The following is a 17,169-nucleotide window of genomic DNA, read 5'->3' on the forward strand; positions in this document are numbered from 1 at the left end:
AAAAAGGAGCGAGCACAATGTTAAATACAATAGGCGTTATTGGTTTAGGTGTTATGGGCAGTAATATTGCTTTAAACATGGCTAATAAGGGCGAGCAAGTGGCCGTTTATAATTACACACGAGATTTAACCGACAAACTACTACAAAAGGTCGAAGGACAAGCGCTTACTCCTTACTATGATATCGAAGAGTTCGTACAATCTTTAGAAAAACCAAGAAAGATATTTTTGATGGTGACAGCTGGGAAGGCTATTGATTCCGTTATTCAATCTGTAGTGCCATTCCTTGAAAAAGGCGATATTATTATGGACGGTGGTAACTCTCACTATCAAGATACAGAGCGTCGATATGATGAATTAAAAGCACAAGAAATCGGTTATTTAGGAATTGGGATTTCAGGCGGTGAAGTGGGCGCATTGACAGGGCCATCTATCATGCCTGGTGGTGATCAGGAGGTCTATGACAAAGTAGCACCTATACTTACAAAAATCGCAGCACAAGTGGATGTTACACCATGCTGTACGTATATAGGTCCTAAAGGTGCAGGCCACTTTGTTAAAATGGTGCATAACGGGATCGAGTATGCAGATATGCAGCTAATTGCTGAGGCCTATACGTTTTTAAGAAAAAATGTAGGATTATCTGTTGAGGAAATTGCTGATACTTTTGAAACATGGAATCAAGGCGAATTAAAAAGCTATTTGATTGAAATTACAGCTGAAATTTTAAGAAAAAAGGATGAAGTAACAGGTTTACCACTAATCGATATGATTCTTGATAAAGCAGGTCAAAAAGGTACTGGAAAATGGACTAGTATGCAATCCATTGATAACGGTATCCCTACATCGATTATTACAGAAGCCTTATTCGCTCGCTATATTTCATCATTAAAAGAGGAGCGGGTTCGAGCTGAAGCTATACTGTCAGGGCCGAACTACAATCCACAAAATCAAGATAAAGATGTGTGGATAGAAAACGTACGTCAAGCCTTATATATGGGTAAAATCTGTGCATATGCACAAGGCTTCACACAATATAAAATGACATCTGAGCTTTACAACTGGAACTTGCCATTAAAGGATATTGCCTTAATTTTCCGCAGTGGCTGTATTATTCGTGCAGAATTTTTAAATGTGATTAGTGAAGCCTACCAACAGCAACCTACACTTGATAATTTACTAATTGACTCTTACTTTGCAGAAAAGACAAAGGACTATCAAAACGGCTTAAGAAAAATAGTTTGTGAAGGCATTCAAGCAGGTAATGCGTTCCCATGTCTAAGTGCTTCTCTCACATATTACGATAGTTATCGAACAGGCTCATCTAATGCGAACATGTTACAAGCACAACGTGATTATTTTGGCGCCCATACGTATGAACGTACTGATGCAGAAGGTGTTTTCCATACAAATTGGTAATTAAAAAGCTAAAATATACATCATTCCTTCCATGAATGATCGTATATTTTAGCCTTTTTTATTCTAAATAAACATGTACTCGATTACGCCCTGCTTGCTTTGCTCCATACAGTGCCTTATCCGCTTTATTTAAAAGCTGATACAATGTCTCTTCTTCATTTGTTCCTTCAGCCACTCCACAGCTAATAGTAGCGTAAATAGCCCCCTCAATAGTCATAAGAGGTTGTGTTTCTACACAGTGACAGAGCTGCTTAGCTAATGCTTCCCCCTTAGACAATGAATAGCCCTTGAGTGCAAGAACAAATTCCTCACCACCATATCTTGCAAAAAGCTCGCCTTTTTTCAGTTGACTCTGACAAACCTGTACAACATGAACAAGTAGCTGATCGCCGACAGCATGACCATACGTATCATTGACACTTTTAAAATAATCAATGTCCATTAATACTACTGTAAATGCTGTTGATGATGCTTTTATCTCGCTGAAGGCTTGATTACATTGTTGAAAAAATGCTCGACGATTATAGATTTGTGTCAGTTCATCATAATAAGCCTGTTGTTCTAACATCCGTTGTAGCTTCTTTAACTCTGTAATGTCGGTGAAAATGAGTAAATGCCCATTACCATGATTAACATGCCGTAGCGCTGATATGCGTACCTGGTAAGTATGACTCATAAGATCAAGCTCTATTTCTTGCGTATTCATCGTCGTCTCTAATGTAAATGGCATCGTTTGCCCAGTTACTTCAAGCCATAGCTTCCTAAAATCCACACCAAACATAGACCGAGTTAGTTGAGGGAACACCTTGCTACATGCTTGATTAAACTCTATTAATCGAAACGACTCATCTAACACAATGACCCCATCATTGATACTTTGGAATATAGCATCTTTGGCAACAGGCATTACACTAAATAAACGGGAGGAATTAATAGACCATAAATACAACAGAGAAGAAATCCATAAGACCATTGGAACAGGATCAACCCCTTGAGGTGTTAGACCCAATAAGTATATAAAAGCAGTGATCATAGGAATTAACTGACCACACATTAAGGCAATCAGTTGTTGGCGATAAGTTTTACTTGTTTCTTTCCAATACTTTACTATTAGTAAAAAGGATACAAACATACAGCCAAACGTAAATATACCATGAATGATGTACCATATACCGATTTCCTGATAAACATAAGGAGCCCCTAACACGGGATCAACTTCAAATATCTTATAATGAAAATGGTGCATATCATTTGTAGCAACCATTATTAAACTAATAAAAGGGATAGCTAGAAGGGCCATTATCTTTTTCCTTGACAAATGAAAGCCCAAATATTGCATGATAAACAATAAACCGAGCGGTGTTGAAAAAGCCATGCCTACATATTGAATGGCTGTCCAAAACTTTATTGCGTCCAGTGTTGTAGCTATTAAACCAAAAGCAGAGGCAAAACAATATACCGTAATTAACGCCGTATACCCTATAAACAATTGCGCAATTTTTGCGTAATTGTAGCGTTGTAGAAATACGTATAAACATAAATACAAATTTAGAAAACCCGATGTACAGCTAAGAGTAATAAAAGCAGTCAATTGCGAATTCATGTGTATGTACCTCTTTAAATTTTTTATTTTTAATGTAGCATACATGCAAAATTTTGTGGATTTATTTATTATCTAAAATGAAAAGAGAATGTTAAGGAGTACCCATATGACGAATAAGAACAACCTAGAAATCATTTTCCACCCTGATTCAGCCGAAAGCCTAACACACCCCTTTTATAAAAAACAAATCGTTTTTACAGGGGCTCTTTCTACAATGACCCGTTCAGAGGCTGCCAAACAAGTAAAAGCCTGTGGAGGGTCCTTGCAGGGAGCTGTTACACAGCAAACGGATTTCGTCATTCTTGGAGATAAACGTCGTGGCATCAGTAGCAAACAGCATAAGGCTGAACAGCTAGTTACTCAAGGGCACGACATCCAAATACTGATAGAGGACGATTTTTTATGGCTTATTTCAATACCAAAGGAAATTGACAAGTAAAAAGAGTATGTAAGATTTCACCTCTTACATACTCTTTTATGTCTATATTATTGTTTTTATCAATAAATTCTAGATTAACTATTTATTGACCTTAGGCGCTGGATAATCAAAGCCTTTTGTATCCACTTCTACCTTTTTCATTTGCTGATCTTCTAGCGGCTTATCTGTGGCATCTCGCTCAACCGCAACAATGGCATCGACTGTTTCCATACCCTCGATCACTTTCCCAAAAGCAGCATAATCCCCATCAAGATGTGATGCTTCCTTTACCATAATGAAAAATTGTGAACCTGCAGAATTAGGATCTTGCGAACGAGCCATCGAAATAACACCACGTTCATGCTTCATATTATTGTCAAATCCATTTGATGAAAACTCACCATCAATTGAATAATCAGGTCCACCAGTACCATTCCCTAAAGGATCTCCACCTTGAATCATAAAATCAGGAATTACACGTTGGAAAATAAGACCATCATAAAATCCTTCTTTCACTAAGGAAATAAAATTAGCGACTGTATTTGGGGCGACAGTAGGTTCTAATTCAATGACAATTTTTTCATCATTGCTCATCGTAATCGTCACAATTGGATTTTCCTTCACTTCCGCCGCATAATCCACTGTGTCTCCTTCAGATTTTGCTGTGTCTTTAGCGGTACCACAGCCTGTTAAAACAAAAGTGATTGCTAGTAATGATAACACTAAATAAACACCTTTATTACGTGCGAACATATTTTTCAGCTCCTCTACTTAACCATCTATTCATTATAAAACTATCCGATTGCTTAAGACAAATAAATCCAATACTCATCTCGAGCCTTATTCTATCTAAAAACAAGTACCAGCCTCCTTTATGACTGGTACCTAATTTGATTACTAAGTGAGTTCATGTTAAAAATACACCTGACTTTAATAAATGAGAATTCCTTTGTCTAAAACAGATTGATTTTGAACCTGATTTCCTAAAATATATAGCCTTTTTAGGTTAGGCATATTCACTAAAGGCTCTACATCTGAAATAGCGTTATTTTCTAAATGAAGCACCTCGATTTGTTGCCAATTTTTCATGAAATGTAACGATTGAAGTGAACTATCCTGTAATGTGAATGAACGTAAAGCTGAAAGGCCAGCAAAGTAAGGCATGATCTTATCAACCTCATCTATCCAATCACTATTACCTATTTGAATCGATACATCATTCAAAGTTAAATGTTCCAACACGTTGTTTGTTAATGGTTGTTGACTATTAAATTGAAAATTGCATTCAGAACAATTTAATGTCTTTACGTGCTGTAAATTGAATAAGTCACCTGTTTCTTCATAAAAAATGGTCTCGTTAAAATGAATTGTTTGCAAACTAGGTAGGTCATTTAAGGAACGAACGCCCGTGAAAACCCCATACTCCTTGACTGTAAGCTTTTCTAGCTGTGGGTATTTCAGAAATGCTGCACCATTCAATTGCGATTCCGATCCACTTATATAAACAGTCAAATCTTTTAAAGTGGGTGCCTCTAACTTTTGTATAAAAGAACCCTTTAGCTCCGCCTTCTTCAAATTGGGTGCTGCAATCGGCGATGTATCGCCATAATAACCAGCTAATGATAACTCAGTGAGTGATGTCAGACTGTTCACAATATCAAGCAATTCAAATTGACCTGGAGAAGATAAACGTAGCTTTGTCAAAGATGATTTATTTCTAAGCTTTTCTAAATTGGCAATGTTCATATTTTCGAGATCAAGCGATTGTAGGTTAGGCATATTTTGTAAAAAATCAAGCGTTTTTAAATTTCTTACCGATGTAAGCTTCAATTCTTGTAATTGATTCAGTGAATAGAAGGAGCTAAAATCGGTCGCTTCACTATTGTCTATCGCTAACGACTCTAAATCAGTTAATGTAGACAACCACTTCAAATCATTGGAAAATTTTAAAGACAATGATTTTAGTGACAATTTATTAAGAAGCTCAAAATCCTTAACTTCTTCAGTCACATAAGATATTTCAAGTGATTGGAGATTCGGAAACTCTAATAATAAAGCAAGTTCCTCATTACTTCGAATTTGGATAGAGAGCTCTACAATATTAGACTTATCGCTAAAATATTCCGCAATTTTACTAAATGATTCATTAAAGCTACCTGTATAGCTTTTTAAGTTTTTCAGATGTCGAAAGCTTACCTTTTCACTTTGTGCTATTTCATAATCATTCATGAGCTTCAATACAGTTAGTCCAGTAAAGGCTTCAAAGTCTTTTTGTTCGATTTCTTGCGTATTTAATAACTTATCCATCATGATATAGGTAGAAATTTCAGCTTCCTTATTTGTAAATGGATCGTCTAGACTGTAATCAAAATGCCATTGATCATCAGAGTAGTAGGGGGCCAAATATCGAATACTTGCAATCTCTTCTTTAGTTGGCATTGCTCCACCCTTATCAAAAATGTCCCTTAAAAAGAATAGAAGCACTTCACTTTCAGGCATTGTTCGAACAGCTATTTTTTCATGGTTTCCATGCTCTGTTTGATTACTACTAAAAAGAAAATACCCAAGAAAGGCACACAAGAAGACAATCGGTACAATAAGAAGTACCTTTAAATTCGTTTTGGGACGTGTAGCTGTATTAGGAGCAGCTGTACCATAATAATGATTAATCGTTTGATCTACATAATAGACTTTATTTTCTTTCAGCATTATTTCAGTTTCACAAAAAGGACATTTAAATGATTGCCCTTCTTTATATTCAATTTTCCCATTACAATTCGGACAATTTAGTTGAATTAATTCCACTGGCAGTCCCTCCCCAGCTCTATTTTTCATTAAGCTTAGTTGTCTGAAAAATAAATGTCAATATTTCTATGAAATACTAATTATATCTTTTACCATGTTCAAGACCCTAAACGGCAGCAAGTACCTATCAAGGTTTTTCACCTTTTCCTTCTCATCAAACTTCCCACTTTCAAATAAGATACCGTTTCTCGTATCAAGCTAAGCCCCTAACTATGTAGAAGGACAGTAAATATGGTATCTTTTTGCAAAGGTATTATTTTCGAAAGTGAGGATTTTCATCAATGCATCAACATAATTTTTGGCTTGATTTACCACGGCCATTTTTCATTTTAGCACCAATGGAGGATGTGACAGATGTTGTATTTCGTCATGTCATTAGTGAAGCGGGGAGGCCTGATGTATTTTTTACGGAATTCACCAATACAACAAGCTATTGTCAACCTGGCGGCTTCGAAAATGTACGTAACCGCTTAGCCTTCTCTGAAGATGAGCAACCAATTGTTGCCCATATTTGGGGAGACAACCCTGAGCATTTTCGTCAAATGAGCATCGGTATGAAGGAGCTAGGCTTTAAAGGTATCGATATTAATATGGGGTGCCCGGCCGATAATGTGGCTGAGAGAGGTAAAGGAGCCGGCTTAATTCTTCACCCTGAACTAGCCTCAGAAATAATTCAAGCAGCAAAAGCAGGTGGCTTACCTGTTAGTGTAAAAACAAGACTTGGCTTTACAGATGTAGCAGAGTGGCGTGCGTGGCTCAGTCATATTTTTAAACAGGATATAGCTAATCTTTCTATCCATCTTCGGACACGAGAAGAAATGAGCAAGGTCGCAGCACACTGGGAATTAATTGCAGACATCAAAAAGCTACGGGATGAAATTGCTCCTAAAACGTTGCTGACAATCAATGGAGATATCCCTGACCGTTTAACAGGTCTAAAACTAGTGGAGCAATACGGCATCGATGGAGTCATGATTGGCCGAGGCATATTTTCAAACCCATTTGCTTTTGAAAAAGAGCCGTCAGAGCATAACGCCAAAGAATACCTTAACTTACTATACTTGCACCTCAACCTTCATGATCACTACTCTAAGGAATTCGAAATGCGTTCATTTAAAGCATTGCAACGTTTCTTTAAAATATATGTGCGCGGCTTTAAAGGCGCTAGTCAATTACGGGTTCAATTACTAAATGCAAATTCCACCGATGAAGTACGTGATCTTCTAGCAGCCTACACTGCTGAGTAAATCTTCAGATAAGATACGACATACGCTAAAGGAGACTGGCTATAAGCCAATCTCCTTTTTGCTTTACTTGTAATACACATTAAACCTCAAAAGGGAGTGCGAATACGCAGAAATTTGTGTCCACTGTGGTGTCCGCATAAACATATGGACTAGCTTTACAATAAAAAAATAGGCATATTCATATAATCTGAATATGCCTAACTATTAAAAATGTATTACTTGCTTCAGAAGATGATGATGCCAATAAAATTTGTGTTTAGCATCCTTAGTTTTTATTTAAACTTAATTTTCTCTTCCGAAGCTCCTTTAGTATATGTTATGTTCGCTCCAACAGGTAAATTTCGAATTTCTTTTACATTTTCCCCTTCAATAATAATTTCACCCATTTTCGTTCCTTTAAAGTCAATAATCGCATTTCCTTTTTTGGGACTAATCGTTACCGTTTTGTCCGCAAATCCTTCACCATGGAATTCAGCATATTGACTAAATACCGCAATCCCATTTTTAATATTTGTATTTTCCCCTAACGTTAACGAAACACTTGGGCGATTCACTATTAATTTACCTGTTTTGTAGTTATTAAAGCTATATACATTTTCAGGTAATATTGGTGTTGGTATTTCTTCTTTCCCTGCCTTCAAATCAATTTGAACTAATACTGGGTCATGATCCGATGCTCGACCTTGTGCCTCTGTAAAGTTCGCATTAATATGAATCAAGTCAATTTCGGTAACATCAGCAAGATTATTCGAAACTAAAATATGATCCAACACTTGATTATTCCCTTGGAAGAAGTACGTAAAACGGTCTTTTTCTGGGGCTTTATCTACCATATTCGTTAAAACATCACCTTTTAACGTTTCAAGTGCTGGTGTGAATTCAAAGTCATTCATGTCCCCTGCTACAATGATATTTAAATTCGGATTCATTGCAAGACCTTTATCGATAAAGTCATTGATGGCTTGAGCTAGCTGAAGACGTTTCGTTACTGATTCTAACACTGGCGGCTGTGTTGGCCCCCAAAGTGAACCATCCCCACCTTTAGAATTTAAGTGAGCTCCAATAATGACTACACGCTCTTCCTGGAATTCAAATTCTGCTGCAATTGGTTTACGTGTATCTACAAATTTTGATGGATCAACAAAGCCAGGATTTAAGGCAAGACCTCCATCTGCTGTCCACGTATTCGCTTGGTCACCTACTCCCTTTATACCTGTCACTAATGAAACACGCGTCGGGTTATATAAGTAACCTACACGAATATTACCACCAGGTGCACCACCTACTGTATTGTTAATTGGCATGACATCAATCCAATCATAGGCAGGACCACCCGCAGCTTTAATTGCATGAATTAATCGCATGTAGCTTTCCGATGCATCAGCATTTCCTGAATCAATTTGCCCATCATTATCTTGTACTTCGACTAATGTAATGATATCTGGTGACTTCATGTTTTTCACAAATGTCGCTGCAATTCTGTCCACTTTTTCATTAGATGTATTGGCAGGATTATTCGAAAAGTTTTCGATATTATAAGAAGCGACATTTAACTTGTCCACAACTGGTTCAAGATGTGTGACTTCTTGCTGAAGGTTTGCTTTTATCACATCAGGAAAGACTTTATTCGTGTTCAGTCGATAGCCATCTGTAAAATTTTCTACAAATCCGATAAGCGCTTCATTAAAACGGTCACCTGAATCATAATTTTTCCCTGAAACCCCTTCAAGCATAATTTTTTCAGGGTTATAATCGTCGGCAGCAATATTTAAACCACCATTCACATTAAATGTATTATTTGTTGTACTCGGTACAACAATTGGTGAATCATTATTATAAATCGGTCCAATTACTCTCGCATCCGGGAATGATACCCGCATATACTCGATGGATTCCCAAAAGTCGATGCCATCTTCTTGTGGGTCAAAAATGGCAAAGCCATCATTATCGATAATTTTATTAGGTGGGAAAAGGTCCTCCCCTATCACAAGAGCTTCTGGAATTACTGCCGTACCCGTTTTTGTCATAGTTGTTGCTGAAATTTGCGTATCTGTCAATCGAGAGTTTCCACCTGCTTCTATTACATTTCCTGCTACTTTAATAACTTCCCCTACTTTTACATTATGTGCCGACTTATTTACCTTGATTGCTGTTGATTTTACGCCATCGAACGTCGGCCCATTTTCTTGCATAATAAAGCTAGTTGAATTGATAACGAATGTAACAATTCCCTCTACATCATTTACTGTTAAATCGACATATGGTGATTTATGGCTTGCCCCTTGAATATCGCTAATTTTTGCATTTTTAGTATCAATAATTTCATAAACAAATGTAGCAATCGCACTGTTCGTTAAACCTTCTTTCACCGCAATCGCTTTAATCGTCATTGGTTTATTAACAAGAATTTCTCCTGTATACTTTGTACTGGCTGTAGTTGGTGTTGAGCCATCCACTGTGTAATAAATGGTTGCACCTTCTGTCATTGTAGAAAGTGAGACTTTCGTGCCCGCTGTTACGCCCCCAACGTGAGATGCTTTGATATCCTGAACCTTTGTTACATCTTCAATAATGCGTATCGGAAGCAGTTGGTGGTTTGTATATTGACCAATAATTCCTGTAATTTCCCCATACGTTTTTCCACTCACTAAACCTGAGTCACGTGTTTTATCGTAAATAGCAAATGTACCTACATCATCTGTTCCGGTAAAGTTTTGACCTGAACCAGTAATGGCAACATTTTTAATCGTTACTAATTTCGATTCATTATCCTCTGCAACCTCAATACTTTTAATAATGTGTGGCTCTGGTATTGTAGAAGGAATAGGCTTGCCAACAAGCGAAATATTCGTTAATTGCTTTAGTCCGCTATATTCAGCTACTTGACCTTGCACCGTCACCCGATCACCGATATTAGCAGTAAGACTATCTACAGGATAAATGGCTATCGCCGCACCATCTTCATCTTGAATGTGCGCTGTAGCAGTTTCTAATTTTGCTGTTACAATACCTGATACGATGACAGTTTGTCCGATTTCTTTATGACGAGCTTCCGTAATTGAAATAGTGGATGGCGCATCTTTAACTGTAAAATTTAAGGATGTAATTACGCTATCGTTTAAGCCAGTTGCTGTAGCAAATGCTTTGATCGTCATTGCTTCATTGACAACAATGCCAGCTGCCGCATCATAAACCATACTAGCTGTAGACGGTTCAGAACCATCTATCGTGTAATAGATTGTTGCATTTGGCGTATCTGTAGACAATGTTACTTTTGTTCCTGCATAGACTTCGCCTGTTGCTGGAACAGCTTTAATATTTGCTACTTGTGTTGGCTCATAATTTAATACTAATTGGAAGCTTTTCGAGCTTAACGTTTTTAATTGATAAGTTCCGTTAAAAATTGAAGCAATCCCTGTCACGGTAATCACATCATTGTTATTGAACCCATCTGCTTCAAATTGAGAGAACTGATAGCCTGTACGGTTATCATGGCGAATTAACAGCTCGTTATATGCTGCATCGACTGCTTTAAATTCAAATGTACCAGACGTACCAGATGGCTTTAAATCTTTAATCTTCATATTTTCAAGTGTAATTAATTCACCTTGCATACTGTCATCAATCGGTAGATTCACTGTTTGTGGCGCTGGTGCTGTCCCAGTTGAAATTCGTTCAATTATCGGTGAATTAAATTGAACCTCTCCGCTATATAAACTCGTTTTCCCTGTGATTTTGACAATATCTCCAACAGCTAAGCTCCCTGCTTCTGGAGAACTGGAGAAAACATATACTCCTGCTGAATCATCCTGTACATAGAAGGCCTTACTTCCCCAGCTACCAGGTGTTGTCGTAACCGTCCCTTGAATTTGGACTGTGCGGTCCGTTCCAACCGCTGCACGAGCTTCAGCAATTGTTAATTCAGAAGTTGGATCCAATTGACTGACCGATTCCCCCACTCCAATAGCTTCTGTCGTTTCCGCCTTTGCAATTGTTAAGTAAGGCAAAATCATAGAAATTACAAGTAAAAATGATAAAGCTATCTTGGAAACGACATTACATTCATATTTCTTCATTCGTTTAGCTCCTTATGATTTTTTATCTATACAATCAACTTTTTCCCTATCTTACAAAGGAATTTACTAGAAGTTATTATTCAATTATTGTGTTCCCTTCAACGGTTAACCCATCTAAACTGATATTCACATTTGGTGCAGCAATGATTAAATCCCCTGCAATAGTACCAGTACTACCAGATGGCATTAAAGAGTACCTCCCTGAAGCTGTAGGTGCTGTTAGCGTTACATTCCCATTCAAGGTTTGACCATTCAAATCAATCATTACTAAATCTGTTAGCGTTACATCTGCAGTCATTGGAGCTGTTAACCTAATCAAGTCTCCTGCTTTAGCTTTATTTAATGCTTGTTTTAATTCCTCCGCATTCTTTACATTAAATTCACTCACTTTTTCTGGTGGAATAACCGGATCGGGTGCCACATTTCCTCCACCTGTATTTGGAACCCCTGTACTTGGCGAAGAACCTCCAATAATGGCTTTAATTTGGGAAGCAACCGAGGCATAGTTTGTTATAATTTTTGTTACCGTTGAACCTGCTGGAATCGACAAGTCATTTATTAGTAAACCTGAACCGATTGTAATTCGAGCATCAGCGTTTAGAACCGTTAAATATTTCACTAAACCAATAGCATTCAATTCTAACTCCACTGCCGTAGGAAGCAACAATCGTTCAAACTTTACATTCCCAGTCATATTCAGTTTTGCCGTAGATTCAATTGTTACCTTCGTTGCTGATCCATCAATATTTATAGCAGCAATGGGAGCTGCTATGATAATTTCAGGAATCACCGTGTCCGTCACAATCGAAATATTTTGACGCTTGACTTGTACTTTTTCTGTGTGCGAATTTTTGATTTTCAATACAAGTGTACTTTGACCATCTATTGCATCAGCTATAATTAAATCGCCAGTAATTGTAGTACCATCAAATTCCATTTTCCTCTTAACATTTGAGGTAATGGTTACATTTCCTGTAACTGATACATTTTTAACAGTCACACCATCTGCGTTAATTGTTATCGAATCGAGCGTTGCATTTGTATTGAATACAACGCCCATCTCTGCTGAACCTGCCTTATTTAAAACAACGTTATTTACTTTTGTTATAATCCCATTTTCAATAGTTGCTGTAATTTTTGCTCCTGTTAGTGCGGTTTTATTTTTAGTTGTAAAAATTGACTTTACTGAATCACCAAATAAATAAGTTTTACCATTAATAGCAATTTCATTCGCTGTATATTTTTCAACTTTAAACGTTACACTTTGAGAAGGTTGAGTAGTCGGATTACTAACAGCTTCTGAACGAGTAATAAATGCAGCCAGTTGTCCTCGTGTTACATTGGAAGAACCATCAAATAATGTAGCTGTCTTACCAGTCGTTACGTTGTTTTCATATAAAGCAGCAATCGCTTCTTTATAATCTGCACGCACATCAGTGAACGGTAATGAATTCGTATTTGAAGCTTTTAAATTAAAAGCGTTCGCTAAAATTTTTGCTACATGGTTACGTTGAATAAATTCATCCTGACGGAATGTTCCATCCTCATAACCATTAATAATCCCCTTTTCCTTTAATGCAGCAATTGCACCAAAATATACATGATTAGTAGGAATATCTTTAAAGTTTGGATTGCTAACATTCGATGTATCCAGTCCTAATACACCCGCAATAATTTTAGCAGCTTGTCCACGTGTTACGTTTTGCTCAGATTTAAATGTCCCATCTTGGAACCCATTAATAATGCCACGATCATTTAAATTTTTAATCTCGTCATAAAATGGATGCGTTCGTTGTACATCCTTGAAACTACTAGCTTCAGATGCAATCGGTGCTACTACTACCGCTGAAGCCGTTAATGCCATTGCTGTTATTGCTTTTAAATACTTCGATTTTCCCCATTTACGCATACTTAGAGTAATACCTCCCATTCCTATTTAATAAGGATGATTTTGAATCCAATCAATACAATTAATTGTAATTATTAAACATTGCCAAAATATTGTTTAACATAGTAATTTTAACAGAAAAATAATAAATATATTGTTATTTAATATTAATATTCTAAATTTTTTGTAAAATGTTTATATTAAACTTTTACAATATTATTTAGAATAGTAGTTTTATAATAAAACCTCATTTTCTGTAATTACATTTTCACATGAACTAAAGGGCAATTGTGCCCCTCACCTCTATTAGACATTGAAAGGCCCGACACAAAAGTAAAACCTCTATAACTTTTGTACGGGAGGGCTGAAATAACCGAGGAGTTGGCACATTTGCCTGAACGTAGATAATACTCTTACCTTAAAGTTAACCTCAATGTCATATCCTTAATAGGAAAAAAGCCAGTGAGTATCCATCTCGCACTGACCTAAAAAAAGGAGACAAATAAAAACACCTTTCGTTGAAAAACGGGTATTAAATACAAAACATTCAACGTGGAGGTGTTTTTTCTATGGGTACTAAACCAATCTCCTTTTTGTTTTACTTGTAATACATCTCAAAAGATTATTGACTACAGATTCTCTTCTGAACATTCTTTATTGACCATCTTTTTATTGTCAGTATGAATGCTTTTCATTCCTTCAAAAAACGAATACTCTTCCCTTAAACATTTCTCTAACTCTTCGTTATCCTGCGGAAGCTGTGCTAAGTAATGTTTAGAAAAATGAATCCTATTTTGGATTTCTTGTTGGTTCTGTGTTGTCGTTCCGTGTCCTGGTATATGGGTTGTTATTTGATGATGCAGTAAAATATCTTCAGCTTTACGAATAGTATTGACATAGTCTTTATAACTGCTAAAAATGAAAGGAAACTCAATATCTGACAAGTAATCTCCCGAAAGAAATAGCCCATACGGCTCTATCACTGTAAATAAACCATCATTCGTATGACCAGGTGCTTGATAAAATGTCATAGTTATCGAATCTAACTCTAATGTTTGCCCATCCTCTGAAACGACAATATCTACTGTTGGATATACAGGAGAATAGCTCCTCTGTATATAATAGCTTTGATCAAATTGTTTGATTTTTTGAATGCTTTTTGCTTTGTTCGGGTTTTTATCAAATTGTTTAGATGCAATTACCTTTGCTCCTGGAAAGGCCCCTGAACCAATAATATGGTCAAAATCGCTATGAGTGTAAATAATATATAGTTGCTTATCACCTTTCATGTTGTTTATGTAAGCCTGAATTTCTCCAATTTCGCTAGGTAACCAATTAGGATCTGTCATAATTATCGCTTCATTCGTTTGAATGATAGCCGAAGTAGTCATATACAATGCACTTTGAAAAACAGTAATATTATCTTTTTGGAATTGAATCATCATGAACCTTCCTTTTCCCCTTTTAAAAGGGAGCATCTTTAAGTGAGTATTTTAGATTTTGAACAGGAATTTCTTATTTATAGAGTTCGAGCAAAATCAGTAAATTCCTTCTTTAAGGAAAAGTGGAAGGTACTAGGAATTATTTTTTATGTACATATTTAATACAAAAGCATCTTTATTGATATCCTTTAGGATTAGCAACAGAATGTGATTTCTCTGTAGTTTTGTCGATTTTGAGAATCCATTCATTCCGATTTAATCTAGAAAGATTTTTTCTCGCTAAAATATTTTATGATATGATGTTTAGGTTGTTTATCTACTACACATTTATATTCATCTTAGAAAGAGGTATCTATGCACAACTCACAATTATCCAAGCGACATTGGTTACTCATTTTAACACTTACGTTATTGACATTTGTACTAGGGACAAGCGAATTTGTTATAGTCGGAATCTTAACTGATATTTCCTCAAGCCTTCAAATGACTAATGCAAAAGCAGGCACACTTGTTTCTGCATTTGCCATTACATTTGCTATTGCCACACCACTAGTGATGTCAGCAACAAGTCATTTTCCAAAGCGTAAATGGATGTTGTTTTTGATCCTTTCTTTCATCGTCCTCAATGCTTTTTGCGTCATTTCAACGAGCTACATCATGCTGCTTGTACTTCGTATTATGACAGCGATTGTAACAGGAGTATTAATCTCTCTAGCCATGATTGTTGCAAGCGAAACCATGCCGATAAACAAACGCGGACTTGCTATATCATTCGTTTTTGGTGGTTTCACACTAGCAAATGTCGTAGGAGTACCAATTGGTATTGTAATCGCAGGCTGGTATGGTTGGAATGCCACTTTCATGTTAACAACCTTTCTAGGTGGTTTGGCGTTTTTGGCATCCTTTTTTGTCTTACCTAATCAACTCAGCCAAGTACGTAGTTCGATACGGGATCAGTTTTCTTTAATGATCAAGCCGCGTATTTTAATGGCCTTTTTCATTCCTGCTCTAGGATTTGGGGCAACTTACGCTGTCTTTACGTACCTTGTTCCTATTTTGAAGGGAATGGGAGCACCAAATAATTCTATTAGTCTAATCTTATTTGGTTATGGGTTTATTTCGATTTTCAGCAATATCCTCGCCAGTAAAATTGCCAGTCATAATGCTATCGGTCGCCTTCGCTTTGTTTTTCTTGTGCAGGCTATTGTTCTGACAAGTTTATTTTGGACTACAAATCATTTTATTTTAGGGCTGGTCAATATTGGCTTAATGTCATTAATGGCTATCCTCTTAACAACATCTACTCAGCTTTATTTAATAGACCTCGCTGAAATTTACCAACCCAGTGCGAAAGGATTGGCTGCTTCACTTATGCCTGTAGCAAGTAACGTAGGTATCGCTTTTGGTTCTGCATTAGGTGGAATTGTTTATCATCAGGGAAATTTAATGAATGTTACATGGGTCGGTGGGATTGTTGCCGTCTGTGCAAGTTTGCTAACTTTTCTTAGTCACCATTTAGATCAAAAACTAGAGAAATCAGCATAAAAATGATAGAAACAATTGAAAATGCAATAAGACCTTTAAAATTAAACTAGGCAGATTCGCATTATAAAACGAATCTGCCTGTTTTACTTATAGCTCTGTCTCGTCAAAATGAACGGCATCTCTTGTGGAATATGCCTAATCAATGTTTTCAACGAGTTATCCTGTAATTAGATGTTTTTCTTTCATTGTACCAACTTGATTTAAAATCATTGCGCCAAACATTTGAATAATTGTCTTCACAATAATTTGTCCGAAAATGGCGGATGGTACGGCTTCCCAAGGTAATATATTAGCTCCAAGTGGACTCAAGCCGATTACTACGAAAATTGCAGAATCCAAAAATCCTCCAACAAGACCACTGTAGAACACACGCCAAGCCATTGGTAATTTTAATCGAGTATAGATTTCTGTATCAGCTGTTTCAGCGACAACAAATGATAGTGCTGACGCTACCACAATCAAAAGTGTATCCCCCAGTAGGAATGACACTACTGCTGATAAAATTAAAGCTGTAATAATAAATAAATACGTCTTTGCTCTACCATATTTATTTTGTACAAGGTCCCGAAAAATAAAGGTTGCCCCAATTAAAAACGTCCCCATTGGAACAATAAACATACCAAAGTGCAATGGTGCAAATGCTGCCGTTACTACATTAGCGATGACAATAGATAATAAATAAAACAATATTCTCATACTACTACTCCTCAATTTAAAAACATTTTTG

11 protein-coding genes are annotated in these 17,169 nt (G+C 36.6%); 4 read left to right on the forward strand and 7 right to left on the reverse strand.

Translation table 11 applies throughout. The features are described from left to right. Window positions 1-17 precede the first annotated feature (17 nt). Window positions 18-1,418, forward strand: a complete 1,401-nt coding sequence (gene gnd / locus NV349_RS22850; protein WP_101966860.1) for a decarboxylating NADP(+)-dependent phosphogluconate dehydrogenase — start codon at window positions 18-20, stop codon at window positions 1,416-1,418. Window positions 1,419-1,476: 58 nt separating this feature from the next. Here gnd and NV349_RS22855 read toward each other — a convergent pair whose 3' ends face one another. Further along, complete coding sequence (locus NV349_RS22855; protein WP_058844095.1) at window positions 1,477-3,021, reverse strand: histidine kinase N-terminal 7TM domain-containing diguanylate cyclase; 1,545 nt, start codon at window positions 3,019-3,021, stop codon at window positions 1,477-1,479. Between the two features lie 106 nt (window positions 3,022-3,127). Between NV349_RS22855 and NV349_RS22860 the strand changes: the two genes are divergently transcribed. Then, window positions 3,128-3,460 (forward strand): BRCT domain-containing protein, encoded by a 333-nt coding sequence (locus tag NV349_RS22860; RefSeq protein WP_058844094.1) that lies wholly within the window; start codon window positions 3,128-3,130, stop codon window positions 3,458-3,460. A 78-nt stretch (window positions 3,461-3,538) separates the two neighbouring features. Here NV349_RS22860 and NV349_RS22865 read toward each other — a convergent pair whose 3' ends face one another. Both NV349_RS22865 and NV349_RS22870 read right to left on the reverse strand, forming a co-directional pair. Next, on the reverse strand, window positions 3,539-4,192 hold the full coding sequence (locus NV349_RS22865; RefSeq protein WP_036127157.1) for a peptidylprolyl isomerase: 654 nt from the start codon (window positions 4,190-4,192) through the stop codon (window positions 3,539-3,541). A gap of 177 nt (window positions 4,193-4,369) precedes the next feature. Beyond that, the gene (locus NV349_RS22870) at window positions 4,370-6,244 is read right to left on the reverse strand and encodes a leucine-rich repeat domain-containing protein (RefSeq protein WP_271911934.1); all 1,875 of its coding nucleotides are present in this window, start codon (window positions 6,242-6,244) and stop codon (window positions 4,370-4,372) included. A 281-nt stretch (window positions 6,245-6,525) separates the two neighbouring features. Between NV349_RS22870 and NV349_RS22875 the strand changes: the two genes are divergently transcribed. After that, window positions 6,526-7,491, forward strand: a complete 966-nt coding sequence (locus NV349_RS22875) for a tRNA dihydrouridine synthase (protein WP_271911935.1) — start codon at window positions 6,526-6,528, stop codon at window positions 7,489-7,491. Between the two features lie 272 nt (window positions 7,492-7,763). Here the strand turns inward: NV349_RS22875 and NV349_RS22880 are convergent, their stop codons facing one another. From NV349_RS22880 to NV349_RS22890, 3 genes are all read right to left on the reverse strand, one after another. Further along, window positions 7,764-11,567, reverse strand: a complete 3,804-nt coding sequence (locus tag NV349_RS22880) for a chitobiase/beta-hexosaminidase C-terminal domain-containing protein (protein WP_271911936.1) — start codon at window positions 11,565-11,567, stop codon at window positions 7,764-7,766. Window positions 11,568-11,643: 76 nt separating this feature from the next. Beyond that, window positions 11,644-13,476, reverse strand: coding sequence for an S-layer homology domain-containing protein (locus NV349_RS22885; RefSeq protein WP_271911937.1), 1,833 nt, complete (start codon window positions 13,474-13,476; stop codon window positions 11,644-11,646). Between the two features lie 608 nt (window positions 13,477-14,084). Next, window positions 14,085-14,897 (reverse strand): MBL fold metallo-hydrolase, encoded by an 813-nt coding sequence (locus tag NV349_RS22890; RefSeq protein WP_271913648.1) that lies wholly within the window; start codon window positions 14,895-14,897, stop codon window positions 14,085-14,087. 354 nt (window positions 14,898-15,251) lie between these two features. Here NV349_RS22890 and NV349_RS22895 point away from each other — a divergent pair, with 354 nt between their 5' ends. After that, window positions 15,252-16,442, forward strand: coding sequence for an MFS transporter (locus NV349_RS22895; protein ID WP_271911938.1), 1,191 nt, complete (start codon window positions 15,252-15,254; stop codon window positions 16,440-16,442). Window positions 16,443-16,598: 156 nt separating this feature from the next. Here NV349_RS22895 and NV349_RS22900 read toward each other — a convergent pair whose 3' ends face one another. Then, a complete protein-coding gene (locus tag NV349_RS22900) occupies window positions 16,599-17,138 on the reverse strand; it encodes a VUT family protein (RefSeq protein ID WP_271911939.1) in 540 nt (179 codons plus the stop codon). Window positions 17,139-17,169 lie beyond the last annotated feature (31 nt).

This window comes from Lysinibacillus sp. OF-1 (genome assembly GCF_028356935.1).
In the GTDB taxonomy this organism is placed as follows: Bacteria; Bacillota; Bacilli; order Bacillales_A; family Planococcaceae; genus Lysinibacillus; species Lysinibacillus fusiformis_D.

Excerpts from the sequence above, each read along its gene's own strand:
- NV349_RS22885 (WP_271911937.1), bottom strand. The coding sequence starts at position 13,476 with ATGCGTAAATGGGGAAAATCGAAGTATTTAAAAGCAATAACAGCAATG.
- NV349_RS22895 (WP_271911938.1), top strand. The coding sequence starts at position 15,252 with ATGCACAACTCACAATTATCCAAGCGACATTGGTTACTCATTTTAACA.
- NV349_RS22860 (WP_058844094.1), top strand. The coding sequence starts at position 3,128 with ATGACGAATAAGAACAACCTAGAAATCATTTTCCACCCTGATTCAGCC.
- NV349_RS22880 (WP_271911936.1), bottom strand. The coding sequence starts at position 11,567 with ATGAAGAAATATGAATGTAATGTCGTTTCCAAGATAGCTTTATCATTT.
- gnd (WP_101966860.1), top strand. The coding sequence starts at position 18 with ATGTTAAATACAATAGGCGTTATTGGTTTAGGTGTTATGGGCAGTAAT.
- NV349_RS22890 (WP_271913648.1), bottom strand. The coding sequence starts at position 14,897 with ATGATTCAATTCCAAAAAGATAATATTACTGTTTTTCAAAGTGCATTG.
- NV349_RS22875 (WP_271911935.1), top strand. The coding sequence starts at position 6,526 with ATGCATCAACATAATTTTTGGCTTGATTTACCACGGCCATTTTTCATT.
- NV349_RS22865 (WP_036127157.1), bottom strand. The coding sequence starts at position 4,192 with ATGTTCGCACGTAATAAAGGTGTTTATTTAGTGTTATCATTACTAGCA.
- NV349_RS22900 (WP_271911939.1), bottom strand. The coding sequence starts at position 17,138 with ATGAGAATATTGTTTTATTTATTATCTATTGTCATCGCTAATGTAGTA.
- NV349_RS22855 (WP_058844095.1), bottom strand. The coding sequence starts at position 3,021 with ATGAATTCGCAATTGACTGCTTTTATTACTCTTAGCTGTACATCGGGT.